26 protein-coding genes are annotated in these 23,687 nt (G+C 41.5%); 19 read left to right on the top strand and 7 right to left on the bottom strand.

Features of this window, described 5'->3' with window-relative positions:
- The first annotated feature begins 77 nt into the window (after nt 1-77).
- Nucleotides 78-1,010, top strand: coding sequence for an EamA family transporter RarD (gene rarD, locus ACR42H_RS21960; protein ID WP_113882586.1), 933 nt, complete (start codon nt 78-80; stop codon nt 1,008-1,010).
- A gap of 133 nt (nt 1,011-1,143) precedes the next feature.
- Here rarD and ACR42H_RS21955 read toward each other — a convergent pair whose 3' ends face one another.
- Complete coding sequence (locus ACR42H_RS21955; protein WP_113882587.1) at nt 1,144-1,944, bottom strand: NAD kinase; 801 nt, start codon at nt 1,942-1,944, stop codon at nt 1,144-1,146.
- Between the two features lie 261 nt (nt 1,945-2,205).
- Here ACR42H_RS21955 and sppA point away from each other — a divergent pair, with 261 nt between their 5' ends.
- The 9 genes from sppA (at nt 2,206) to ACR42H_RS21910 (ending at nt 10,139) form a co-directional block, all read left to right on the top strand.
- A complete protein-coding gene (sppA, locus tag ACR42H_RS21950; RefSeq protein ID WP_113882588.1) occupies nt 2,206-3,216 on the top strand; it encodes a signal peptide peptidase SppA in 1,011 nt (336 codons plus the stop codon).
- A gap of 15 nt (nt 3,217-3,231) precedes the next feature.
- Entirely contained in the window at nt 3,232-3,819 is a 588-nt protein-coding gene (locus ACR42H_RS21945) for an RDD family protein (RefSeq protein ID WP_113882589.1), read from the top strand.
- 83 nt (nt 3,820-3,902) lie between these two features.
- Nucleotides 3,903-4,598 carry a DUF2953 domain-containing protein gene (locus tag ACR42H_RS21940; RefSeq protein WP_113882590.1) on the top strand — a complete coding sequence of 232 codons (696 nt, stop codon included), beginning with the start codon at nt 3,903-3,905 and terminating at the stop codon, nt 4,596-4,598.
- Between the two features lie 17 nt (nt 4,599-4,615).
- Complete coding sequence (gene ytfJ / locus ACR42H_RS21935; RefSeq protein ID WP_113882591.1) at nt 4,616-5,080, top strand: GerW family sporulation protein; 465 nt, start codon at nt 4,616-4,618, stop codon at nt 5,078-5,080.
- Nucleotides 5,081-5,207: 127 nt separating this feature from the next.
- Complete coding sequence (gene tpx / locus ACR42H_RS21930; RefSeq protein ID WP_436373232.1) at nt 5,208-5,708, top strand: thiol peroxidase; 501 nt, start codon at nt 5,208-5,210, stop codon at nt 5,706-5,708.
- 436 nt (nt 5,709-6,144) lie between these two features.
- Entirely contained in the window at nt 6,145-7,128 is a 984-nt protein-coding gene (locus ACR42H_RS21925; RefSeq protein WP_258746013.1) for a class I SAM-dependent methyltransferase, read from the top strand.
- A 291-nt stretch (nt 7,129-7,419) separates the two neighbouring features.
- Nucleotides 7,420-8,607: an acetate kinase gene (locus ACR42H_RS21920; RefSeq protein ID WP_436373230.1), complete on the top strand. Its 1,188-nt coding sequence runs from the start codon at nt 7,420-7,422 to the stop codon at nt 8,605-8,607.
- Between the two features lie 138 nt (nt 8,608-8,745).
- Nucleotides 8,746-9,585 carry an EcsC family protein gene (locus ACR42H_RS21915; RefSeq protein WP_113882595.1) on the top strand — a complete coding sequence of 280 codons (840 nt, stop codon included), beginning with the start codon at nt 8,746-8,748 and terminating at the stop codon, nt 9,583-9,585.
- Between the two features lie 41 nt (nt 9,586-9,626).
- Nucleotides 9,627-10,139: a MogA/MoaB family molybdenum cofactor biosynthesis protein gene (locus ACR42H_RS21910; RefSeq protein ID WP_436373228.1), complete on the top strand. Its 513-nt coding sequence runs from the start codon at nt 9,627-9,629 to the stop codon at nt 10,137-10,139.
- 230 nt (nt 10,140-10,369) lie between these two features.
- On the opposite strand, the gene ACR42H_RS21905 is transcribed toward ACR42H_RS21910, so the two are convergent.
- Entirely contained in the window at nt 10,370-10,684 is a 315-nt protein-coding gene (locus tag ACR42H_RS21905) for a hypothetical protein (protein WP_113882597.1), read from the bottom strand.
- Nucleotides 10,685-10,924: 240 nt separating this feature from the next.
- Here ACR42H_RS21905 and pbp4b point away from each other — a divergent pair, with 240 nt between their 5' ends.
- The 3 genes from pbp4b (at nt 10,925) to argH (ending at nt 15,105) form a co-directional block, all read left to right on the top strand.
- Complete coding sequence (pbp4b, locus tag ACR42H_RS21900; RefSeq protein WP_436373225.1) at nt 10,925-12,316, top strand: penicillin binding protein PBP4B; 1,392 nt, start codon at nt 10,925-10,927, stop codon at nt 12,314-12,316.
- Nucleotides 12,317-12,505: 189 nt separating this feature from the next.
- Nucleotides 12,506-13,714 (top strand): argininosuccinate synthase, encoded by a 1,209-nt coding sequence (locus ACR42H_RS21895; protein WP_113882599.1) that lies wholly within the window; start codon nt 12,506-12,508, stop codon nt 13,712-13,714.
- On the top strand, nt 13,711-15,105 hold the full coding sequence (argH, locus tag ACR42H_RS21890; protein ID WP_436373223.1) for an argininosuccinate lyase: 1,395 nt from the start codon (nt 13,711-13,713) through the stop codon (nt 15,103-15,105). Before ACR42H_RS21895 ends, argH begins: the two co-directional genes overlap by 4 nt.
- Nucleotides 15,106-15,142: 37 nt before the next feature.
- On the opposite strand, the gene ACR42H_RS21885 is transcribed toward argH, so the two are convergent.
- Nucleotides 15,143-15,598: a universal stress protein gene (locus ACR42H_RS21885; protein ID WP_113882601.1), complete on the bottom strand. Its 456-nt coding sequence runs from the start codon at nt 15,596-15,598 to the stop codon at nt 15,143-15,145.
- A 109-nt stretch (nt 15,599-15,707) separates the two neighbouring features.
- On the opposite strand from ACR42H_RS21885, the gene ACR42H_RS21880 reads away from it, so the two are divergent.
- Both ACR42H_RS21880 and ald read left to right on the top strand, forming a co-directional pair.
- Nucleotides 15,708-15,875: a hypothetical protein gene (locus tag ACR42H_RS21880; protein ID WP_436373221.1), complete on the top strand. Its 168-nt coding sequence runs from the start codon at nt 15,708-15,710 to the stop codon at nt 15,873-15,875.
- A gap of 157 nt (nt 15,876-16,032) precedes the next feature.
- Nucleotides 16,033-17,154 carry an alanine dehydrogenase gene (gene ald / locus ACR42H_RS21875; protein ID WP_113882602.1) on the top strand — a complete coding sequence of 374 codons (1,122 nt, stop codon included), beginning with the start codon at nt 16,033-16,035 and terminating at the stop codon, nt 17,152-17,154.
- Nucleotides 17,155-17,281: 127 nt separating this feature from the next.
- Here ald and ACR42H_RS21870 read toward each other — a convergent pair whose 3' ends face one another.
- Nucleotides 17,282-18,379 (bottom strand): M24 family metallopeptidase, encoded by a 1,098-nt coding sequence (locus ACR42H_RS21870; RefSeq protein WP_113882603.1) that lies wholly within the window; start codon nt 18,377-18,379, stop codon nt 17,282-17,284.
- 162 nt (nt 18,380-18,541) lie between these two features.
- On the opposite strand from ACR42H_RS21870, the gene ACR42H_RS21865 reads away from it, so the two are divergent.
- The 3 genes from ACR42H_RS21865 (at nt 18,542) to ACR42H_RS21855 (ending at nt 21,038) form a co-directional block, all read left to right on the top strand.
- On the top strand, nt 18,542-19,222 hold the full coding sequence (locus ACR42H_RS21865) for a metal-dependent hydrolase (protein WP_113882604.1): 681 nt from the start codon (nt 18,542-18,544) through the stop codon (nt 19,220-19,222).
- A gap of 115 nt (nt 19,223-19,337) precedes the next feature.
- Nucleotides 19,338-19,586 (top strand): hypothetical protein, encoded by a 249-nt coding sequence (locus ACR42H_RS21860; protein WP_113882853.1) that lies wholly within the window; start codon nt 19,338-19,340, stop codon nt 19,584-19,586.
- Nucleotides 19,587-19,718: 132 nt separating this feature from the next.
- Complete coding sequence (locus ACR42H_RS21855) at nt 19,719-21,038, top strand: CBS domain-containing protein (RefSeq protein WP_113882605.1); 1,320 nt, start codon at nt 19,719-19,721, stop codon at nt 21,036-21,038.
- A 254-nt stretch (nt 21,039-21,292) separates the two neighbouring features.
- Here ACR42H_RS21855 and ACR42H_RS21850 read toward each other — a convergent pair whose 3' ends face one another.
- Nucleotides 21,293-21,598 (bottom strand): YtpI family protein, encoded by a 306-nt coding sequence (locus ACR42H_RS21850; RefSeq protein WP_113882606.1) that lies wholly within the window; start codon nt 21,596-21,598, stop codon nt 21,293-21,295.
- A gap of 140 nt (nt 21,599-21,738) precedes the next feature.
- On the opposite strand from ACR42H_RS21850, the gene ACR42H_RS21845 reads away from it, so the two are divergent.
- Nucleotides 21,739-22,677 (top strand): DHH family phosphoesterase, encoded by a 939-nt coding sequence (locus tag ACR42H_RS21845; protein WP_436373218.1) that lies wholly within the window; start codon nt 21,739-21,741, stop codon nt 22,675-22,677.
- Nucleotides 22,678-22,704: 27 nt separating this feature from the next.
- On the opposite strand, the gene ytrI is transcribed toward ACR42H_RS21845, so the two are convergent.
- Together ytrI and ACR42H_RS21835 are read right to left on the bottom strand one after the other, a co-directional pair.
- On the bottom strand, nt 22,705-23,205 hold the full coding sequence (gene ytrI, locus ACR42H_RS21840) for a sporulation membrane protein YtrI (protein ID WP_113882608.1): 501 nt from the start codon (nt 23,203-23,205) through the stop codon (nt 22,705-22,707).
- Complete coding sequence (locus ACR42H_RS21835) at nt 23,202-23,597, bottom strand: YtrH family sporulation protein (protein WP_019383072.1); 396 nt, start codon at nt 23,595-23,597, stop codon at nt 23,202-23,204. The genes ytrI and ACR42H_RS21835 overlap by 4 nt, the downstream gene beginning before the upstream one ends.
- Nucleotides 23,598-23,687 lie beyond the last annotated feature (90 nt).

Below are 23,687 nucleotides of genomic sequence, written 5' to 3'. Positions count from 1 at the left end.
GAAAATGATTGCAAATACTTTTATGTCAGAAGTATAATATAAATATTTCGATACTAGAAGGAATTGAGGAAACGGCAATGAAAAATAATGAAGTGCAAACGGGAGCTCTATACGCAGGGTTTGCTTACTTTTTATGGGGCATTCTCCCGGTTTATTGGAAGTTTTTAGATCACGTTCAAGCAGATGAGATCTTGGCAAACAGGATTTTTTGGTCGTTTTTCTTTATGCTGATGATTTTGCTGGCATCGAAGAAATGGAATGATTTTGCTGCAACGCTGAAAGGATTTAAAACAAATAGAAAGCAGCTCTATGCCCTTATAATCGCCTCCCTTCTGATCAGCACCAACTGGTTTTTATATATTTGGGCGGTCAATACCGATCAGATGATTGAGGCTAGTCTTGGCTATTATATTAATCCGCTCGTAAGTGTGATTCTGGGCATGGTAGTTTTTAAAGAGAAACTATCAACGGCGCAATATATATCTTTTGGATTTGCGTTTGCAGGGGTTATGATTTTGACTGTCAGCTACGGGCGGTTTCCCTGGATAGCCATTGTCCTCGCTTTATCCTTTGGCCTTTATGGGCTTGCCAAAAAGCTTATAAAGGTAGATTCAGCAGTTGGTTTAACGCTTGAGACACTTGTAGTGACCCCAATAGCATTTATTTATATGGTTATTCTTTTCATGGATGGCAAACAGGCATTCCTGCATGTTTCGCTAAGCTCCGACTTGCTCCTAATAGGAGCAGGCGCAGCCACAGCAGTACCGCTATTGTACTTTGCTAAAGGGGCACAAAAGATACCGATGTCCATGCTTGGTTTTCTGCAGTATATTGCGCCGACAATTACTCTGATTCTGGGGATTTTCGTTTATCATGAGCACTTTACAAAACTTCACTTGCTTTCCTTTATGTTTATTTGGCTGGCCTTAACGATTTACTCTGTTTCTAGGACAAAACTCTTTGTCCATTGGGAAACAAAATTAAAGCGCGGAAAAGGCATAGGCATATAGAAAAAGAGTTTCGCACCACCATGCGAAACTCTTTCTTTATATATTAGAAGGTATAAGTTTTGAACGTCGAGCTGTCTAACTCCAGCGCCTACCCCTAGAGGTGTCGGGGGTGGGCAAGGCGCTTTCGCTTTTCTTATAAAAATGTCCTCTTAACCTTTTCCCAAAAGGAATTGTCTTTCAGTTTTACGGTTTTAATGATTTTGTCGCTAAGTTTAATATCAATCTTTTCTACATGCTGGATGCTGAGGGCTTCGTTATCCATTCCCATTGTAGGATGGTCGTTGCCATCTTGAACCACCTTTAGGGTAAGCTTTCTGTTTCCGCTCAGGAGAAAGGAAGATCCGAGTGTGCGATAGCGATTATTATTCAGTGAAGCGAGTTCGCTCACCTGCATGCAGGGAAGCAGCGGGTCAACAACAGCTCCATTTACAGATTTATTATAGGCTGTGCTTCCAGTTGGGGTGGCAACAATCATTCCGTCCCCGCGGAACGTTTCAAAATGAAAATCATCGATAAAGACATCGATTACTAAAGTTTTAATGATGGCAGAACGGATGCTGAATTCATTTAAGCACTGAAACGATGTCTGGTCATCAACCGTAACATCAATAGTGGGGTAGCGTCTTACTTCTACTTGTTCATTCGTCATTGCCTCTACCATCTTGGCAGTATCATCGAGATGGAAATCACAGTACAGGCTCAGGCTGCCAGTCGTTGAAATTCCGGCATACAAACAATCATCCCTATAGCCAGTTTTGCGGACAGCCTGCAAAAACGTTCCGTCTCCCCCGATGCTTACAATGATATTTGCTTGTTTGAAGTCATTCACTATGGTAAAGGCATGCTCCTCAGCCAGGCTATAAAGCGGTGCTACTTTTTCCATTGTTGCTTCATCTTTTTTATGATAAAAGTATATATTGCGTCTTTCAGGCATATTCATTCCTCCAAACAGTAATAAAGATTGTGGAATCCCAGGGGGGAAAATGTCCTTGATGATTTTCTTTCCCAAATAATTCATATTTTGCTATGATTATGGTTGCCTGAGTTCAGTTTACCTTTTTTTGAAACATTTTAAAAGTTTATACGTATGAAGAATATGTGACGAATCGGTTTTCTGGGAATCATAATCAGTCTAACAAGGCACAAGGCGGCTGATTATGTAAAGGAGAAAGCATATTAAAAGGAGGATTTCACAATGAATGGAAAACGTTGGGCTGCACTAGGAATAGCAGCAGGTCTGTTTGTTTTTTCCGTTGTGCTGAACTTTGTAACTGCATTTGCATTTACAGATTTTGAAAGCTCGGTAAATGAACTGTTTGCAGGAAGCAATGAAGCATTTTTGGAAGAAGTCATTGAAGAGGGAAATGCACAGAAAAAGATAGCCGTGCTTGATGTAAATGGAGTGATTCAGGATACAGGAGATGCAGCTTCGTTATTTGCAAGCCCGGGATATAATCACAAAGGATTCATGGATAATCTTGAATATGTGAAAGAAGACAGCACAGTAAAGGCGATTGTCATTAAGGTTAATTCTCCAGGCGGAGGGGTAGTGGAAAGCGCCGAAATTCATGATAAGATTGTGGAAATTCAAAAAGAAACAAAGAAGCCGGTATACATATCAATGGGGTCAATGGCTGCATCCGGAGGCTATTATATATCCGCTCCGGCTGACAAGATATTTGCGAGCCCCGAGACATTGACCGGTTCGCTGGGTGTTATCATGCAGGGCTATAATTATGCAGGGCTTGCAGAAAAGTATGGTGTCGAGTTTGTAACGATTAAGAGCGGGCCGTATAAAGATATTATGAGCCCTACCAGGGATATGACAGATGAGGAAAGAAAAATCCTTCAATCCATGATTGATAATTCATATGCAGGGTTTGTTAAAGTCATCTCGGAAGGCCGCGGACTAACTGAGGCACAGGTTAAAGAAATTGCTGATGGCCGTATTTATGACGGACGTCAGGCGAAAGAACTGAATTTAATCGACGGTTTTGGCTATGACGATGATGTAATTGACCAATTAAAGAAAGACCATAAATTAGATGGTGCCCAGGTTGTAAAGTACACTGAGAATTTTGGGTTCGGCTCCATGTTCAGCATGGGAGCACGAAAAATCATGGGTGATGACCTGGAAATGGCAGGGATGATGAAATTGTTATCTCAGCCAAACTCACCGCGTTTAATGTATCTTTATGCTGAATAGGGAGGTGGAGAGAAAATGACTTCAAATGAACAGAATGAAAGAGAGCTTGCCCGTCCTGTTTCATTACAGGGTGAAGGCAGGGATGAGCCAGCCCCTGATGAAGCAGATCCAGCTGTTAATGAAACGATCACACAAGCAGAAACCCTCCCCATTCAGAAAACTGAGAAACCATTCAGGTTTGCCGGGTTTTGGATGAGATTTTGGGCTTATCTTTTAGATTTAGTTGTGGTTGGCAGTGTTGACCGGATATTGATTAATCCAATTTTTAGAGCGCTTGATATTCCTCTGCATGAAAGCAATTTGTTTGCTCCAATTTCCATAGCTACTGCCATTACGTTTTATGCCTATTTTGTGCTGATGACAAAGTTTTTTGGCCAGACGCTCGGTAAAATGGTATTTGGTTTAAAGGTAGTAAATCTTAAAGGAAAGAAACTGACATGGAGCACAATTCTGTTCCGGGAATGGATCGGCCGTTTTATATCAGCGACCATTTTTGTCGGGTATGTGATTGTAGCATTCCTGCCGAAGAAACAGGGACTGCATGATCTTTTTGCAGATACCTCTGTAGTTCATGAAAGGCAAAATGAACAAGTCTATAACTGAGAAAAGGAAGCCTGTCACCGTTTGGTGGCAGGTTTATTTTTTTTCAGTTGGGCATAATACAATGCTGAAAGGGGATGAAAAAAGTGAAGTGGCTTCTGATTGCCGTAATTGTCCTCATACTTCTTTTAATTCTAATCATGGCAACAAAACTAAAGATATATATTCATTTTTATCATGGAAATGATAATGACCATTTAAAAATTCAATTCAAAGCCTGGTTCGGCCTGATCAGATACAAAATAGAAGTCCCTCTAATAAAAGTTGATGATAACTCGCCAACTATTGTTGTTAAGGATAAAACAGCGGCTGGACCACAGGATGATGCTCCTAAACAAGATACACAGCAATTCTCCGCGAGAGATCTTATTAATAGTTTGCATGATACGAAATCAATGATAAATCATATCGTGTCTCTTCACAAAATAATACGGAAATTTCTAAAGCGTGTGACCATCCGGAATCTTGAATGGCATACATTTGCTGGCCTTGGGGATGCAGCCCATACGGGGATGCTTACTGGAGCTCTCTGGGCGATAAAAGGGAGCATTCTTGGATTAATAAGTCATTATATGAAGCTGAAAACGCCTCCCAGTATCACTGTCACTCCCCATTTCCAATTTTCCGTCTCACAAACAGCCATTTCATGTATGATTCATTTTCGTGTCGGGCATGCTATGTTAGCAGGAATTAAACTGATCAAATATTGGAAAGGCGAACGGCCCGACTTCAGGACAAAGCCGCTTTCTGCCTTATCTGATGATGGTACTAAAACTGTATAAAAAAGGAGGAGCAATGAATGTCTGACCATCCTATTCAAGGTCTTATGACAACTGCCATGGAAAACCTGAAAGAGATGATTGATGTTAACACCATAATTGGGGATCCAGTAGAAACCCCTGATGGAAGTGTAATTTTAACCGTTTCAAAGGTCGGCTTTGGCTTTGCCGCAGGAGGAAGCGAGTTCATGCTTGATGGACAATCAGGCGAGGAAAAGGGCCACCCGTTTGGCGGCGGAAGCGGCGGCGGTGTCTCCATCACTCCAATCGCCTTTTTGATTGTCAATTCTCAAGGGGTGAAAATGGTTCATCTGGATGAAAGCACTCATTTATATGAGAAAATTCTTGATCTTGCTCCACAGGCCGTCGATAAAATTCAGCAAATGTTCAACAAGAAAGATGGAGGAAACGGCAATCAGCAAAGCCAGCCTCAGAATCAAAACAATGATGAGTACAGCGGCAAGAAACAAGACCTTGATATCTAAGAAAAGGAAGTTAACTTTCCCAGGGAGAGTTAACTTTTTTCTTGGAATACAGCCTTAATAATTGCAAAAAAGATTCTGAAAAGATATGATTTACACTGTACATAAGTGATTAAGGAGGACGATTTAAATGGCATCTATTACGTTCAAAGGAAATCCTGTAACATTGCTGGGCAATGAAGTAAAAGTTGGAGATAAAGCTCCTGAATTCAAGGTGCTGGCTAATGACCTTTCTGAAGTAACACTTGCTGATTCAAAAGGGCAGGTGCGTCTAATCAGCGTAGTTCCTTCTATTGACACGGGAGTTTGTGATGCGCAGACACGCCGTTTTAACGAAGAAGCTTCCAAGCTTGACAATGTTAAGATTCTTACGGTAAGCGTGGATCTTCCATTTGCTCAAAAACGCTGGTGTGCAGCAGCAGGCATTGAAAATGTTCAAACCGTTTCCGATCACCGTGACCTTTCTTTCGGAGAAGCTTATGGGGCTGCCATCCAGGAACTTCGCCTATTGGCTCGTGCTGTTTTTGTTGTCGATTCAAATGACACAGTTACATATGCGGAATATGTAAGTGAAGCAACAGATCATCCAAACTATGAAGCAGCCGTTGAAGCTGCTAAGCAAGCGAAATAATTATACGAATATTGAAAGCTCCGGATTTGTTCCGGAGCTTTATTTTTTATGCTGTTGGCCTCCTGATTGATTCAGATGTTATTCTAGCTGTTTTTCGTAAGAAATTAGCTGCAAACTAATTTTAACCAATTGATTGGAGCGGAGGGCACTTGATTCTCGAAAATGCTACCGCATTTTCTTCGTGCAGTGTAGTTCGAGGAAGCTTATTCAATGTTCTCCGGGATGAGAGGGAGTTGAGAGACCCTGCATGGGAAGCCGAGGAGGCTCTCATTCCTCCCCGCGGTAAGCAAGTGCCCAGTGCTGAAATCAGCGGGCATCATTTATAAGATAAACAACATTCTATAGGATTTTTCACTTCTTCACTCTGCACCAAACTTGTGAATGAAACAAAAGCCCGTTAAAATAGGAAAAAGAATAAGGACGGGAGGAATAAGCTGTGAAAATAACTCCGGTTGAGGATTTATTTACGATTTTAAATGAAACGGCTACAATTATGCAGGAAGAACTGCATTCTACATACCTGGAAGCTCTTGCTGAAACAGGAGAGAATTTATTCCATGAAAGCATTCTTCAGGATGAGCTTAGCGAATTAACAGTTAAAAGGCTTAGGAAGAGTTATGAATCCATTAACTTAAGCAGCTGCACAAAAGAAGAGATTAGAAAATCCTTTCAGCTTGCCATATTAAAAGGCATGAAAGAAAACGTCCAGCCAAATCATCAAATGACTCCTGATGCAGTAGGCATGCTAATGGGGTATCTGGTCGAAAAATTCATTCAGGAAAAAAGTTTTCGCCTGCTGGATCCTGCAGTAGGAACAGGAAATTTATTGACAACCGTTATGAATCACCAAAAGGATAAAACCGTTGAGGCAACTGGGATTGAGATTGACGATTTATTAATTAAGCTTGCTTATATAAATGCCAATTTACAGGAACATCCCATTCAATTTTTTAACCAGGATAGCCTTGAGCCCCTGTTTATAGAAGCTGCTGATGCTGTAGTGAGTGATCTGCCTATTGGCTATTATCCGAATGATGTCCGTTCAGCTGAGTATAAGTTAAAAGCAGATGAGGGACATTCCTATTCCCATCACTTATTTATTGAGCAGAGCATGAATCATGTCAAATCTGGAGGATATTTATTTTTTATCATTCCAAATGGGCTGTTTGAAAGTGAACAGGCACCAAAGCTGCATGAATTCATTAAGGAAAATGCCTATATTCAAGGTTTGGTCCAGCTTCCGCTTACCATGTTCAAAAATGAAAAAGCGGCCAAAAGCATATTTATCCTTCAGAAAAAAGGGGATGGAGTCACTCCGCCTAAGCAGGCTCTGCTGGTCAACTTGCCCAGCTTATCCAAAACAGCAGAAGCTGAAAAAATTCTCAAGAAAATTGATGTCTGGTTTAAAGAAAGCAAATAAGGATAAACGAAAAGAAGCCGAGCATTTTGCCGGCTTCTTTTTTAAATGTATTAATATAGGGAAGTATCAGAAAATATTTAATTTATCATGTAAACGATACCATTGCAAGGTGCTTCTTGAAATGTATTGCTTACAGTGTTTAAATGGAAAATTGAGAGATATTAATTGTGGACGATGCACAAAATAAAGTTGTATTACTTCTAGTGTCGTATCACACATTGTTATATAAAAGTATGGGTTTGGAGAGACAATGAAGTCTCTTTGAACATCTTCTAAAGGAGCGGTAGCTTTATGGCAAAAATCATAGCAATCAATGCCGGCAGTTCTTCGTTAAAATTTCAATTATTTGACATGCCGAATGAAGAAGTTATTACGAAAGGATTAATCGAGCGTATTGGGCTGGATAACGCAGTCTTCAATATTTCTGTAAATGGCGAAAAAATCAAGGAAGTAACTGATATTCCTGATCATGCAGTTGCGGTTAAAATCCTGCTTGATAAATTAACAAATCTTGGGATTATTAAATCTCTTGATGAAATTGAAGGCATTGGCCATCGTGTAGTACACGGCGGTGAGGCATTTAACGATTCTGTAGTCATTACGGAAGAAGTGCTTTCGAAAATAGATGAACTTTCTGAACTTGCACCCCTTCACAACCCGGCAAATATTACGGGAATTAAAGCATTCCAGCAGGTTCTTCCAAATGTGCCTGCAGTGGCCGTATTTGATACAGCATTTCATCAGACAATGCCTGAAAGCTCATTCCTATATAGCTTGCCATATGAGTATTATGAGAAATATGGCATCCGAAAGTATGGATTCCATGGCACTTCACATAAATATGTATCAGAGCGTGCTGCAGAAATGCTTGGCCGTCCGCTTGAACAGCTTCGCCTCATTTCCTGCCATTTAGGAAATGGAGCGAGTATTACTGCAATTGAAGGCGGAAAGTCAATCGATACTTCAATGGGATTCACTCCGTTAGCGGGTGTTACAATGGGTACGCGTTCAGGTAACATTGACCCTGCACTTATTCCATTCATTATGGAAAAGACGGGGAAGAATGCAGATGAAGTTCTTGACGTTCTTAATAAAAAGAGCGGTATGCTGGGTGTTTCCGGTTTCTCTAGTGATCTTCGCGATATTGAAGTTCAAGCTGTTGAAGGAAATGAAAGAGCAGAATTGGCTCTTGAAGTATTCGCAAACAGAATCCATAAATATATCGGATCCTATGCATCCCGAATGTATGGCGTAGATGCGATCATCTTCACAGCCGGAATCGGTGAAAATAGTGATGTCATCCGTGATCGTGTTCTGCAGGGGCTGGAATTCATGGGCGTATACTGGGATCCTGCATTAAATAAAGTACGCGGTGAAGAAGCGTTCATTAACTACCCTCATTCACCAGTTAAAGTCATGATTATCCCAACAAATGAAGAAGTCATGATTGCACGTGATGTATTAAGATTGTCTAAATAACAATCATAACAAAGCAAGGGCTTAACGCTCTTGCTTTTTTGTTTTATTGAGATTAAGTGCCCGCCAGGCGGAAGGAGAATTCATCATCTGACTTATGCTATACTGAGTCCAAGAAAAAATGTTTTGGGAGGTATTGCGATGCCATTGAACGAACGGGAAGAAAGTGTTTTGACCGGTATTCAGGAATGGGAGAACAATCTGTTGAATTATGAGCCCAATGATTTGGAAATGGTTTATGATAAATCATTGGAAAGGTCTTTCTCACTATTGCCTGAAGAAGTTCAGCAGCAGTTTTTTTCAGCAATGGATAGCTGGCTGTTTCATCTTCATGCGCTTATTCAAGGCTCACAGCTTCAAATGGATGCGAAAGAACGCATTTTGACGGCAGGCCGTGTTTTTCATTCTGATATTGAGACGATTGAAGACCTTAAGCAATTGACTATCGACCAGCTTCAATACATAGCTCAACAGCAGATTGCCCGGCATCGTCTTTATTCTTTTGCGCAAGGCGGCATTGCAGGTTCAGGCAGCTCACTCATGCTGGGTACAGATATTCCTGCTATGGCGGTTATTAATCTTCGTGCGGTCCAGCTGATTGCGATGACCTATGGTTTTGAAGTCAATACACCATTCGAAATGATGAGTTCTCTTAAGGTTTTTCACGCTGCAACACTGCCGCCGCGCATGCAGGGCAGCGCTTGGGAAGAATTAATGAACGAGCTGAAGAATCAGGAAGAATTCTATTTTTATGAAGGAAAAGAAGAATTGACTGATATAACCTGGATTGAGCAGCCAATGAAGCAGCTTTTTAAAGCGATGGCTATTTACTTTTTTCGGAGAAAATCCGTTCAAGGAATTCCTTTCATCAGCATGGCCATTGGAGCCGGAACTAATTATCAGCTGACAAGAAAGGTAACAGATTTCGCTCATAAGTATTATCAAATGAGATATTTGCATAGAAAAAATAATCAGCGGTAAACTCCCGGATAACTATGATTTTTAAGTAAAGGTGATGCCAAATGAGTACATTCGAGCATAAAAAAGAAGCGCCAAAAGAAATTAGGTGCAAAGTGGTCACCGTGAGTGATACGAGAGATAAGGAAACGGATAAAAGCGGAAAGCTGATGATCCGCCTGCTGGAAGAGGCAGGACATGTTATAGCTGACTATGAAATCGTCAAGGATGAAGGAAGTCTCATTCGCAAGGCCGTATTAAAAGGGTGTGGAAACCCCGGCATTGATGCTGTGCTTACAAATGGAGGCACTGGAATTGCGTTAAGAGACGTCACTATTGAGACAGTAAGAGAATTATTTGAAAAAGAAATTGACGGATTCGGCGAATTGTTCAGGATGCTAAGCTATACGGAAGATATCGGGTCTGCGGCCATTCTTTCACGAGCTGCTGCAGGCACAGTGCAAAATAAAGCCGTTTTCTCAACACCAGGATCATCCGGGGCAGTTCGCCTTGCGATGAATAAGCTGATTTTGCCTGAACTCGGGCATATTGTCAGGGAACTAAGAAAAGATTTATAAAGGGCAAAAAACCTTTCCGATGCGGAAAGGTTTTTTTTAAGAAGATAGGGAATTATAATTTTTGAACTTTGAGAACTGTCTAGCGCATGCAGCCTCCCCCTCAAGTTGAGGCCCCCAGGACAAAGAAGGCCTCGGCAGCATTAAACATTACACGACTGAAAGCGGCAGCTTCTTGGAGGACGAGGGGTTCTTAGTCTGCATTCCTTCTTGGGCAAGGCGCTTCCGCTTTTTTATGAATGCATTTTCCCTGTAATATCCTGATTCGTTCGATACCATAGCCACAGATCATTTATGACTGATGCCAGTTCTGAAATTTCACTGTTAAGTCTGCATGATCTTTCGAAATTACCCTCATCTGATAGCTCAGCCTGTTTCCTGTTGATACCCGCTTCAAGCTCAGCAATACGATCTGGAATCCTGCCTCTTATTTTTTCCCAATGAAACAGGATCAACTGCTGTGTTTTTGGTGAATATTCATCCCAATCCCGGTCAAAGGCGGGTATAGGAATGCCAAGACGGTGATTATGTGAAAAATGCTCCTCCATTATGAATCCCCCAAACGATAATCTTGTCTTTATTTTACTATAAAGGTGTTTATGGTGCATGGATGTTTTAGTATTGAATCTTTTTTTGCAGATACTACTATGGAACTAATGGAAATACGTGAACTTGGTTCACAAGTACTGATTTGATGGAAAAGCTATGGGCTTGGTTTACAGATTTAATAGAAATCGGATAACATATTAATTATTAAGAATATTTAAATAATTTAAAAGGGGGAGAATATGAAAAGGTTTATAACACGCTTAACAGTTTTTGGCCTGGTGTTGAGTTTGCTTTTGCCTTATCCCATTGCAGCCTTAGGAGAAGAATTGGGCATAACAGATAGCAGCAGCTCAGAAGAACATGTCTTTAAACATAAAAAACCATTAGAATATCCAACTTTGTCAAAAGCAAAGCGCCCCGAGGATGCAGGCTTTTCTTCCAAAAAGCTCAGCGAGGTTGATAAGCTGATCGAGGGAGAAATAGAAAATGGTTTTCCAGGAGCAGCTTTGGTCGTAATTAAAGATGGAAAGATAGTTAAAAACTCCGCATATGGTTCAGCCAAAACCTTTGATGAATCAGATCCATTAAATCATCCGCTGAAAATGAAGACAAAAACCATGTTTGATTTAGCATCAAACACGAAAATGTATGCCGTTAATTTTTCACTGCAGCATCTTGTCAGTGAAGGAAAGATCAATCTTGAAGAAAAAATTCAGCATTATTTTCCTTCATTTAAAGATTCAGCGGACGATGAAATAAAAGGGAAAGGTGAACTCCGGATAATCGACTTGCTTCATCATACTGCCGGATTTCCTTCAAGCATCCATTATCATAATCCTGAAAGGGCGGGAGAATTGTATTCCCAGGAACGCAGTAAAACGCTTTCCATGATTTTAAAAACTCCCCTTCAGTATGAACCTGGCACCAGACAGGTTTACAGTGACATTGACTATATGCTGCTGGGATTTATTATTGAAAATATAACGGGAATGCAGCTTGACGATTATACTGAGAATCATATCTATAAGCCTCTAGGGTTAAAGCAAACATTATTTAATCCGCTCCGCAAGGGATTCAAAGAAAAGGATTTCGCTGCAACTGAATTACACGGCAACACCAGGGATGGGGTCATTTCCTTCCCTAATATCCGGACCTATACTCTCCAGGGAGAGGTCCATGATGAGAAGTCTTTTTATTCAATGGATGGAATATCCGGGCATGCTGGCCTCTTTTCCACAACTTCAGATCTTGCTGTACTGATGCAGGTGATGCTTAATGATGGGGGCTATGGAAATGTAAAGTTATTTGATAAAAGAACAATTGATAAGTTTGTAGAACCATATGATATGAATCCTACATATGGGTTAGGCTGGCGTCTGAACGGAGATTCAAGTATGGAGTGGATGTTCAGCCAGTATGCCGGGAAAAAGGTATTTGGGCATACTGGCTGGACAGGAACGGTAACGGTGATAGACAGGGAAAATAATTTAGCTATCGCACTCCTGACAAATAAAAAACATTCTCCAGTCATCGATCCATTAAAAGATCCGCATAAGTTTCAAGGTGACATATACAGCATCAGTCAGTATGGAAGTGTAATTTCAGCGGTTTATGATGCATTAAATGACTAAACTATTACAGGCAAAAGCCAAAATGGGCCTTTTGCCTTTTTTTATTGGGGAAATTATATTTATTTTTATACATTTTTTAGAATAAGTATTGATTTTTAAAGAAAAGGTTGTTAAAGTAAGAGAATAATAAATGAATAAAAACATAATTTATCTGTATATTTATACGTATAATCTAAGGAGGAAATATAAATGTCACAAAATAAAGTTGTTCTTGCATACTCGGGCGGTTTGGATACATCAGTTGCGGTTAAATGGCTGCAGGATCAAGGTTATGCTGTTGTTGCCTGCTGCCTTGACGTTGGTGAAGGAAAAGATCTGAACTTTATCCAGAAAAAAGCTTTAACTGTTGGAGCTGTCCAATCATATGTGATTGATGCAAAAGAGGAATTTGCTAATGAATATGCATTAATAGCGCTGCAGGCACATGCCTTATATGAAAATAAGTATCCATTAGTCTCTGCACTTTCACGCCCGCTGATTGCCAAAAAGCTTGTTGAAGTAGCAGAAAAAGAAGGTGCAGTAGCAGTCGCGCATGGATGTACCGGCAAAGGAAATGACCAGGTTCGTTTTGAAGTGGCAATACAGGCCCTAAACCCTGATCTTCAGGTGTTAGCTCCGGTTCGTGAGTGGAGCTGGTCACGTGAGGAAGAAATTGAATATGCAAAACAAAACAATATCCCCATCCCAATTAATCTGGATTCTCCATACAGCATTGATCAAAACCTATGGGGCAGAAGCAATGAGTGCGGAGTCCTGGAAGATCCATGGGCAGCTCCTCCGGAAGATGCATACGATCTTACTGTTTCTCTTGAAAAAGCACCTGATACACCTGATACGGTTGAAATCGGCTTTGAAAAGGGTGTACCAGTCAGCTTGAATGGCAAAAGTATGAAGCTTTCCGAGCTTATTGCCGAACTGAATGAGGTTGCAGGCAAGCATGGAGTTGGGCGTATCGATCATGTGGAAAATCGGCTTGTCGGAATCAAGTCCCGTGAAGTTTACGAGTGTCCGGGAGCAATGACACTTCTTAAAGCACATAAAGAGCTTGAGGATTTAACGATGGTAAAAGAAATGGCCCACTTTAAACCGGTTATTGAGAAAAAAGTGGCTGAGCTTATATACGAGGGATTGTGGTTCTCTCAGCTTAACAATGCTTTAACAGCTTTCCTGAAAGAGACACAAACCTTTGTTACAGGAACAGTAAGAGTGAAGCTGTTTAAAGGCCATGCGATTGTTGAAGGAAGAAAATCGCCTTATTCCCTGTACGATGAAAAGTTAGCAACTTATACTTCTGATGATGAATTTGACCATAATGCGGCAGTGGGCTTTATTAAGCTTTGGGGATTGCCTACAAAGGTGCAGAGCATTGTTCAAAACAGCAAGAAGGTGACAGTGTGAAAAAATTATGGGGAGGCAGGTTTACAAAATCTGCTGAAGAATGGGTAGATGAGTTCGGAGCGTCGATTTCATTTGACCAGGAATTGGTTATGGAAGATATCGAAGGAAGCATGGCCCATGTTGCCATGCTTTCTAAAACAGGAATCATCACAGAAGACGAAGCTCAAAAAATCAAAACAGGCCTTCAGCAGCTTAAAGAGAAAGCAGCTAAGGATGAACTGGCTTACTCAGTAAAGCTTGAAGATATCCATTTAAATCTTGAGAGTCATTTGACCGAACTGTCTGGGCCTGTCGGCGGTAAACTTCATACCGCAAGGAGCCGAAATGACCAGGTGGCAACAGATATGCATTTATACTTGCGCAAGCAGGTGGAGCAGATTGTTGAATTGATCCAGGAAATGCAGGAAGAGTTAATCATCCAGGCTGAAAATAATGTGGAAACCATCATGCCCGGCTATACTCATCTGCAGCGGGCCCAGCCGATCTCTTTCGGCCACCATTTAATGGCCTATTTCTGGATGCTTGAGAGGGACAAAGAGCGTTTTTCTGAAAGCTTAAAGAGAATAAACTTATCTCCTCTTGGAGCAGGGGCTCTGGCTGGCACCACTTTCCCAATTGACCGTGAGTATACGGCTGAACTTCTAGGATTTGAAGGGATCTATGAGAACAGCCTGGATGCGGTCAGCGACAGAGACTTTATTCTTGAGTTTTTATCCTCAAGCTCAATCCTGATGATGCATCTGTCCCGTTTAAGTGAAGAATTCATCCTTTGGTCAAGCCAGGAGTTTCAATTCATTGAACTGGATGACAGCTTTGCAACCGGCAGCAGCATTATGCCGCAGAAGAAGAATCCGGATATGGCGGAACTCATCCGCGGTAAAACGGGACGTGTATACGGTAACCTCATGGGGCTGCTGACAGTACTGAAGGGTCTGCCGCTAGCATATAATAAAGATATGCAGGAAGATAAGGAAGGGATGTTTGACACTGTAAAGACAGTCACAGGTTCGCTGAAAATCTTTGCAGGGATGATCCGCACCATGAAGATTAAAACAGAGCAAATGGAAAAAGCAACTAAAAATGATTTTTCCAATGCTACTGAATTGGCGGATTATCTATCTGATAAAGGCATTCCATTCAGAGAAGCGCATGAGATTGTCGGGAAACTGGTTCTTGTCTGTGTACAAAAGGGATGCTTCCTTGGAGATTTGCCGCTTGATGATTTCAAGAACGCCCATTCATTGTTCGAAGAAGATATTTATGAAGTACTGAATCCTTATACAGCTGTCAAAAGAAGAAATAGTGCAGGCGGGACAGGATTCAAACAAGTAAGCATCGCGATTGATAAAGCGAAGGAATCTCTCGGCATTAAAGTGATTGCCAATAAATAATGAAAAAATGGCGCTGCAAAAGGCAGCGCCATTTTTTCTATTTTTCATCTTCTTTATCCGTTCTGACAACGAGGACATCACAGCGGGCATAGCGGGTAATATGTTCAGATACACTGCCGATGATGAAACGTTCAACTGCGTTCATGCCTGTTGCACCGCAAATGATCAGGTCGACGTTGTGCTTTCTTGCAATATCTTTTGGGATTTTCACTTTTGGGGAACCATAATCGACTTCATATGTTACATTCTCGATGCCTGCATCCATTGCCGTTCTTTTGTATTTTTCCATTAATTCAGTAGCGAAACGGTCAGCCCTTTCAGCTATTGTACGGTCATAGGCTTCAACAGTAGCAAAGGTGCGGGTATCAATGATATGTGCCAATACAAGAGAAGCGTTATTGCGCTTCGCAATTTCAATCGCTTTTTTAAAAGCCCATTCTGCTTCCGTTGAACCATCTACAGCGACTAATATGTTTTTATACTTCATGCCCATTTGTATCTCCTCCTTTACCTATATTATACAGCTGTTAAATCTGAATATCTGTAACAAAAAATCGAACAATAGTAAGGCTGATAAAAATATATTAAAGGAGCAGATGAGGATGGAAAAGCGAGAACCACAAGCAGGATCCGCATATTTTTTTGATGAGCAGGGTACAAATGAAGTTAGCGCACAAATCATGAATGCCTATAACAGCGGTGTTATTGATCAGCCGAATGCTGAGTTTGACATGGAGGCTCACGAACGGAATGAAGGCCATCTCCAATAAGTAAAAGAAGCAAAGCTCTCATAAATCATGAGAGCTTTTTAGCTGAGGATTAAGAATGCCGGAAAAAGAAAAAATGGGCAAAGCAATTGTATACTTTTCCATCAAATTGCCATATAAAGTTAATAGGTACATCACTTACAATACGGAGGTATGCAGCATGCGTATCGGAGTTCCAAAGGAAGTAAAAAACAATGAAAACAGGGTTGCTATGACCCCTGCTGGGGTTATGAATCTCATTCAATTTGGACATGAAGTCTACATCGAAGCAGATGCCGGGACAGGTTCCGGTTTTTCGGATAACGACTATATAAGTGCTGGTGCACATATTGTTCAAACTCCAGAAGAGGCATGGTCAATGGATATGGTCATGAAGGTAAAAGAGCCGATACCAGGCGAATATGTATATTTTCGGGAAGGGTTAATTCTCTTTACATATCTGCATTTGGCTGCTGAACCTGATTTGACAAGTGCTTTAATTGATAAGAAAGTAGCTGGCATCGCTTATGAAACAGTCCAGCTTCCCAACCGGAGTTTGCCTCTATTGACTCCAATGAGTGAAGTAGCCGGGAGAATGGCAGCTCAGGTAGGTGCCCAATTTTTAGAAAAAATACATGGAGGGAAAGGAATCCTGCTATCGGGGGTACCAGGTGTACAGCGTGGAAATGTTACCATTATCGGCGGCGGGGTTGCTGGAACCAATGCTGCAAAAATGGCAATAGGCCTTGGGGCAAAGGTCACAATGATTGACTTGAATCCCGACCGCCTTCGGCAGCTGGATGATATCTTCGGAATAGATGTAACAACTCTGATTTCTAACCCTTACAATATCGCTGAAGCTGTTAAGGATTCAGATCTCGTGATTGGAGCCGTACTTATTCCGGGAGCAAAAGCACCAAAGCTTGTCACAGAGGATATGATTAAATCGATGAACCCGGGCTCTGTAATCGTGGACATTGCGATCGATCAGGGTGGAATATTCGAAACAACTGATCGAATTACAACACATGATAATCCCACATATGAAAAGCATGGCGTAGTTCATTATGCAGTGGCTAATATGCCTGGAGCAGTTCCCAGAACATCCACTCTTGCACTGACCAACGTGACAGTGCCTTATGCAGTACAAATTGCGAATAAAGGCTACAAGCAGGCATGTCTGGATAATGAGGCTTTATTAAAGGGAGTTAATACATTAAATGGTTATGTGACATACAAAGCGGTAGCTGAAGCCCATAGCCTTGACTATTCAGATACGATTACGCAATTGGAACAGCAATAGAAAAAGCTTCAGGTGCCCGCTTATCGGCTCGAGATAGACACTTATCTGAATGCTGAATTTATACACTTATTTCATAAAAAATCCGGGGCTGAATAGCTCCGGATTTTCTGTGGGATTTTATAAATTTCTATTTAATAACCTGAAGCTCTTTCGGGAACTTGGTTAAAATTTCAACTCCGTCTGCTGTTACAGCAAGGTCATCTTCAATCCGCACTCCGGCAACGCCTGGGACATAGATTCCTGGCTCAATGGTGAATACCATACCTTCTTCAAGCAAAAGTGAGTTTGTTTCTGTTAATGAAGGATATTCATGAACGCTCACACCTAGTCCATGGCCCAATCGATGCGGGAAATATTCGCCGTAGCCGGCTTCTGCTATCAGGTTTCTAGCTGTCAGGTCAATATCTGCGCAAGTGACTCCCGGCTTGCTCGCTTCAACAGCTGCAAGCTGAGCTTTTAAGACGGTATCATAAATTTCTTTTTGTTTATCATTGATATCACCATAAGCTACAGTTCTAGTAATATCTGAGCAGTAGCCATTCCAGACAACTCCGAGGTCAAACAGGACTAAATCCCCTTTTTGAATCTTCGTCATTCCTGGTGTGCCATGAGGAGAAGCTCCGTTAGCCCCCGTCAGGACCATGGTAGAGAAAGACATTTCATTAACGCCTTTTTTCTTTAACGCATATTCTACTGCAGCCAGAACATCCAGTTCCGTTTTTCCTTCCTGGATCTCGGCACAGCCTGTTTCAATCGCAAAATCAGCCAGTTCACATGCTTCGCGAATGATTTCCAATTCTTTTTCATCTTTAACCATACGAAGCTGACGAAGCTTTTCTTCTGCCGAAGCGAATGAAGCGCCGCTGAACAGAGCAGAAATGGCTTCATACCGCTCTACATTCATATGCTCTTTTTCGATTGCTGCTTTATTTACCTTACCAACTCTTTTTTGTATGGATGTCTGGATAAATTCCCAAGGGTTCTGAATATCGCTGTAGCCAATAATTTCATGGCTCCATCCTGCTTTTTTGGCATCTTCTTTTTCCATGGCCGGACATACGAGGAAAGGCTCTTCTTCCTGGAAAACAGCCAGCCCAAGCAAGCGTTCATGTGGATCGCTTAAAAAGCCGCTTAAATAAAAAACATTATCCGGTGATGTTACAAAGGTGACCTGGATATCATTTTCCCTCATCCACTGTGACAATTTCTGCAATCTGTTATTCATAGTGAACCTCCTTATGTACTGATACTTTGAGAGTAGCAACTAAATAAGAAAATGTAAACTTTTTAAAGATTGCCAATTCGGGTATATATTATAAAGAAAGCAGGAATAACTTGTTTTTCGTTGAAGTAACTTACATAACTTAAATTAGAGAGGAGCATAAAATTGAAAGTATCATTTCATGGCCATGCCATAGTGAAAATCGAATCACAGGGAAAAACCATCTTAATAGATCCTTTTATTACCGGGAATGACTTGACAGACTTAAAAGCTGAGGATCAAAAGCCAGATGTCATCATTGTCACCCATGGACATGGTGACCATCTTGGGGACACGATTGAACTGGCAAAGCGCAATGACTGTCTTGTCATTGCCAACTTTGAGCTTGCCACCTATCTGGGCTGGCAGGGGGTTAACGCGCATGGAATGTCGATCGGCGGCGGATATGATTTTGACTTCGGAAGAGTAAAGCTGACACCAGCATTTCATGGAACAGGCCTCGAGACAGAGAATCAGGAAATCATTTATTTGGGAATGCCAGCTGGTGTTCTCATCACTTTAGAAGGAAAAACGATTTATCATGCAGGGGATACAGGGTTATTCTCTGACATGAAGTTAATTGGCGATCGGCATCCGATAGATTTGGCATTTCTGCCGATCGGAGACAATTTTACTATGGGTCCGGATGATGCAGCATACGCAGCAGAACTCCTTGGCGCCAAAAAGGTGGTTCCGATTCACTTCAACACGTTCCCGCCAATAAGGCAGGATCCGCATAAATTCATCAGCATGCTGGAAACAGGAGTCGGGCAGGTGCTGGAAGCAGGAGATTCAATCGAATTATAATATGAAAACGCAGCTTCTGAAGGAGGCTGCGTTTGTCTTTATGACTAAAAATCAATCATTTTCCCAGCCTGTCCGCATACATTTTAGGGAGGATAGGATAAAGGAGGAAGCTAGATTGAATAAAAATCGATATTTGCTATGTTTGCTGCTGTGCGGATTGATGCTTTATTATGCCGCTCCTAGAATGGGTGTGTTTAATGGAGGGACTGAAGGGGTCTTTGCCATCAGCTGGCTGGCCCTTGCCCTTTTTGTCATTGCCGGAAACCTGACTGCATTGCTGTTTGCCCCGAAAAAAGCGGCTGCTTCGGGAAAACAGGCGGGCAAAATGGCAGACAGGAAGCGGGTGCGTTCCTTCGGCAGATAAAGTGAAACTTCAATCAGTGGGGTTTTACTGCCCGTTAGACTGAGATAATTTAAGATTGGCGAAGTCAATTGTATCAAGGCCTCTTTACCCTTATAATGAAAAATAAGGAATAATTTGTAGAGGGTGAAAGTCTTGGCTACTAAGCATGAGCAAATATTACATTACATTGATGAACTGCCAATTGGAGAAAAGATATCGGTCAGACAGATCGCCAAGGCGCTCGCAGTGAGTGAAGGGACTGCATACAGAGCAATTAAGGATGCTGAAAATAAGGGATATGTCAGTACAATAGAACGTGTTGGGACAATAAGAATTGAGCGGAAAAAGAAAGAAAATATTGAGAAGCTTACTTTTGCCGAAGTTGTTAATATCGTTGACGGCCAGGTGCTCGGAGGAAGAGCCGGTCTCCATAAAACACTGAACAAGTTTGTTATTGGAGCGATGAAGCTTGAAGCGATGATGAGGTACACGGATGCCGGAAACCTGCTGATTGTCGGAAACCGGACCCAGGCACACGAATTAGCTTTGAAGGCTGGGGCTGCTGTGTTAATTACTGGGGGCTTTGATACAGAAGACCATGTCAAAAAGCTTGCTGACGACCTGCAGCTTCCTGTGATCTCAAGCAGCTATGACACCTTCACAGTGGCAACTATGATCAATCGGGCTATCTATGACCAGCTGATCAAAAAGGAGATTGTACTTGTTGAAGATATCCTGACTCCTCTGGAAGAAGCGATTTTCCTGAAAACAACCGATACAATTGCAGATTGGCTAACGTACAATCGTGAAACCGGCCATAGCCGATTCCCGGTTGTCGACAGTAATCTAAGAGTGCAGGGAGTTGTCACTTCAAAGGATATTATGGGACATGATAAAGAAACGCTTATTGAAAAAATTATGACCAAAAACCCTATGACGGTTGGCGGAAAAACGAGCGTTGCTTCTTCCTCGCATATGATGGTATGGGAAGGGATTGAATTGCTTCCTGTGATAGATGAAGCCAATAAGCTCGAAGGGATTGTTAGCCGTCAGGACGTGCTGAAGGCGCTGCAGATGATCCAAAGGCAGCCGCAGGTGGGTGAAACAATTGACGACATAGTCACCAACCAGCTGGTTATGACTCGGGGAAAAACAAAAGGGGATGACGTTTATCGCTGTGAGGTTACTCCCCAGATGACCAACCACCTTGGAACCATATCCTATGGAGTCTTTACAACCATTGTTTCGGAAGCTGCAAACAGAGTGTTAAGAAGCTATAAAAAAGGTGATCTCGTAGTTGAAAATATGACGGTCTACTTTATTAAGCCTGTTCAAATCGACAGTATGCTTGAAATCTATCCAAAAGTATTGGAAGTAGGACGGAAGTTCGGAAAAGTGGATGTGGAAGTTTTTAACGAAGGTGTCCTTGTAGGCAAGGCGATGATGATGTGCCAGCTTATTGACAGACATTAAAATAAGAAAAGCGGAAGCTCCTTGCACAAAGGCGCAGACTAAGAACCACATCCTCCCAAAAGCTGCCGCTTTCGGTCGTGCGATGTTTATGTGGACGAAGACTTCCTTGTCCTGGGGCCTCACCCCAAGGGGGCAGGCTGCTTGCGCTAGAAAGTAATCACGTTCAAGGATATCCTTTCTTACTAATGAAGAAAAAGCCGCTCACATTTTGAACGGCTTTTTTTGCAGAGCTCTTTCGGAAGTACGGTTTAAATTTAACTTTTCCTTGCTTGCTCAACTTCTTTTGCAGCATGAGGCATGTAAAACTTATATGCTTTTATGCCGCCCCATATGCTTAATACTCCAACAAGGATAAACACAATTCCCACAATGAGAGCTGTTGTTGTATTGTATAAAAACAGCTGATTAACGCCAAATATGGCGACGAATGTTCCAAGCGCAATCCTGGACTTGGCTGATATCCATTGTCTTTCAGCCGGCTGTCTGCTTCTGAAGAATTTCACTTTGTAGAAAATATAGAAAGAAAAAGAGAGAATAATCAGGATAACAAAGATAGGCATTTCATAACCTCCAAGTTTCGACAATCTCTTATTATTTTACCTTCATTATTAAAAAATTGCCATAAGCGTGCTGTGTTTTCTTTTTCTTTTCACGATGATGTGGTAAAAATAAAGTAGTATTCAGAAAAAAGGAGCGCGCCATGAAACAAAAGATACTTGATGAAATTAAAAAATATGAAACAATCATTATTCATAGGCATGTCCGTCCTGATCCGGATGCATATGGTTCACAGGGAGGCCTTGCTGAAATTCTGAAGGCTTCATTCCCTGAAAAATCAATTTTCACTGTGGGGAAGGAAGAAGAAACACTTCATTATATGAGAAGGCTGGATGAGATATCTGATGATACATATAATGGGGCGCTGGTCATTGTCTGTGATACAGCAAATGCGGAACGGATATGTGATGATAGATATGGAACGGGTAATAAACTGATCAAAATTGATCATCACCCGAATATGGATCCGTATGGAGATATGATGTGGGTTGATACGGATGCAAGCTCGACCAGTGAAATGATTTATGAGTTTTATCTTTTCGGCAAAGATCAGGGTCTGAAAATGTCTGATGAAGCTGCTAGATTGTTATTTGCCGGAATAGTAGGGGACACCGGCCGTTTCCTCTATCCAAGCACGACAGAAAAGACGTTTGCATATGCAGGTGAACTGATTCACTATAATTTTTCGCGGCCGGAACTGTTTGATAAGATGTACGAGCTGGACGCAAATATTGTTAAATTGAAGGGCTATGTGCTGCAGAACTTTGAAATGAGAGACAGCGGGGCAGCTGTCATGATCCTGAAAAAAGAGCTGCTCGAAGAATTTCAGGCAGTACCTTCTAAAGCTTCCCTGCTTGTAAGTATTCTTGGCGATGTGAAGGGAATAAAAGCTTGGGTTTTCTTTATTGAGGAGAGCGATCAAATCCGTGTGCGGTTCCGTTCGAAGGGTCCAATTATTAATGAAGTTGCAAGAAAGTATAATGGCGGAGGACATCCTCTTGCTGCCGGAGCTTCCATTTATTCATGGAAAGAGATGGAATCGGTTGTAAGAGATTTGGAGGATGTCTGCAAAGCTAACTAACATCTAATGCCCGGCAAAAGCCGGGCATTAATCCAGCATAATATTTAATTCAATTGAGACGGTTGTATAGATGACCAGTTCTTTAACTTCCACCCGGTATCTCTTTTCATTTACCCGATGTGTTTTATTTTCTATTATTTTCTTGATCAGTTCGCTGCTTTTGTAAACAGTATCGATGTCTTTGGCAACCATCATGCTAATATCCTCTTTTATTTCATCTTCCAGCTGAAAAACACTGAAGGAATCCAATTTATATTTTTCGCTGTTGACAATTTTAATGGATATATCCTGGACAGTCAGTTTTTTCTGGTTTTCTTTATTTAGTTTTTTGAATTCCTCCTGCCAGATTTCCTTATCTTTTTCCAATTCAAAAATAGCATCCTTTTGAAGCTTGATTTCTTTGCTGTATCTCTCCTGCCATTGTCCAAAAACAAATAAAAAAATAAACCAGCTGATGATGCCTCCTATGGCCATTCCTGCTAAAAAGCGCTGCCAGGATGGCAATCGGTAGTAAGGCGGTATCCTCATGCTGAAATGTTCTCCTGAGTCAGCCAGTTAATAAGCATGGCGCCTGTCTGGGCCCCTCCGAGAGCAGAAAGAATCAGCATGAACTGTTTAAATATATCCTTTGTCTGTCCGTCCATGACACCTCTTTCAAAGCTGTAAACTGTATCAAAGGTTCCTCCGATTGCTGCAATGATAGCCCAGATGCGTATCATATTAGAAATCTGGAAGATTTGATTTAAAGGAGGCTTTCCTGTCAGAAAAGCAGCCATACCTCCAATGATTGAACCTCCTATCAAAACACCGAAAGCAATAAAATAACTATCAATTAAAGTGGAAAAAAAGGGCTGGGTATTCATATCATCCATCCTCGCTGCAGGAATGGCCCTGCCAGAATTATCTTGATACTTCATCATATGGACAAACTTAGGAAAATATGTTTTTTAGCTGTAGTTAAAAAGAGAACATATTTTCTTTTTGGAAACGGGCGTTCTATAATGAAAATA

This window comes from Cytobacillus sp. BC1816, assembly GCF_051353635.1.
GTDB lineage: Bacteria > Bacillota > Bacilli > Bacillales > Cytobacillaceae > Cytobacillus > Cytobacillus oceanisediminis_C.
This window is presented reverse-complemented; position numbering and strand designations above follow the sequence as displayed.

Excerpts from the sequence above, each read along its gene's own strand:
- rarD (WP_113882586.1), top strand. The coding sequence starts at position 78 with ATGAAAAATAATGAAGTGCAAACGGGAGCTCTATACGCAGGGTTTGCT.
- ACR42H_RS21955 (WP_113882587.1), bottom strand. The coding sequence starts at position 1,944 with ATGCCTGAAAGACGCAATATATACTTTTATCATAAAAAAGATGAAGCA.
- sppA (WP_113882588.1), top strand. The coding sequence starts at position 2,206 with ATGAATGGAAAACGTTGGGCTGCACTAGGAATAGCAGCAGGTCTGTTT.
- ACR42H_RS21945 (WP_113882589.1), top strand. The coding sequence starts at position 3,232 with ATGACTTCAAATGAACAGAATGAAAGAGAGCTTGCCCGTCCTGTTTCA.
- ytfJ (WP_113882591.1), top strand. The coding sequence starts at position 4,616 with ATGTCTGACCATCCTATTCAAGGTCTTATGACAACTGCCATGGAAAAC.
- tpx (WP_436373232.1), top strand. The coding sequence starts at position 5,208 with ATGGCATCTATTACGTTCAAAGGAAATCCTGTAACATTGCTGGGCAAT.
- ACR42H_RS21920 (WP_436373230.1), top strand. The coding sequence starts at position 7,420 with ATGGCAAAAATCATAGCAATCAATGCCGGCAGTTCTTCGTTAAAATTT.
- ACR42H_RS21915 (WP_113882595.1), top strand. The coding sequence starts at position 8,746 with ATGCCATTGAACGAACGGGAAGAAAGTGTTTTGACCGGTATTCAGGAA.
- ACR42H_RS21910 (WP_436373228.1), top strand. The coding sequence starts at position 9,627 with ATGAGTACATTCGAGCATAAAAAAGAAGCGCCAAAAGAAATTAGGTGC.
- ACR42H_RS21905 (WP_113882597.1), bottom strand. The coding sequence starts at position 10,684 with ATGGAGGAGCATTTTTCACATAATCACCGTCTTGGCATTCCTATACCC.
- pbp4b (WP_436373225.1), top strand. The coding sequence starts at position 10,925 with ATGAAAAGGTTTATAACACGCTTAACAGTTTTTGGCCTGGTGTTGAGT.
- ACR42H_RS21895 (WP_113882599.1), top strand. The coding sequence starts at position 12,506 with ATGTCACAAAATAAAGTTGTTCTTGCATACTCGGGCGGTTTGGATACA.
- ACR42H_RS21885 (WP_113882601.1), bottom strand. The coding sequence starts at position 15,598 with ATGGGCATGAAGTATAAAAACATATTAGTCGCTGTAGATGGTTCAACG.
- ACR42H_RS21880 (WP_436373221.1), top strand. The coding sequence starts at position 15,708 with ATGGAAAAGCGAGAACCACAAGCAGGATCCGCATATTTTTTTGATGAG.
- ald (WP_113882602.1), top strand. The coding sequence starts at position 16,033 with ATGCGTATCGGAGTTCCAAAGGAAGTAAAAAACAATGAAAACAGGGTT.
- ACR42H_RS21870 (WP_113882603.1), bottom strand. The coding sequence starts at position 18,379 with ATGAATAACAGATTGCAGAAATTGTCACAGTGGATGAGGGAAAATGAT.
- ACR42H_RS21850 (WP_113882606.1), bottom strand. The coding sequence starts at position 21,598 with ATGCCTATCTTTGTTATCCTGATTATTCTCTCTTTTTCTTTCTATATT.
- ACR42H_RS21845 (WP_436373218.1), top strand. The coding sequence starts at position 21,739 with ATGAAACAAAAGATACTTGATGAAATTAAAAAATATGAAACAATCATT.
- ytrI (WP_113882608.1), bottom strand. The coding sequence starts at position 23,205 with ATGAGGATACCGCCTTACTACCGATTGCCATCCTGGCAGCGCTTTTTA.
- ACR42H_RS21835 (WP_019383072.1), bottom strand. The coding sequence starts at position 23,597 with ATGATGAAGTATCAAGATAATTCTGGCAGGGCCATTCCTGCAGCGAGG.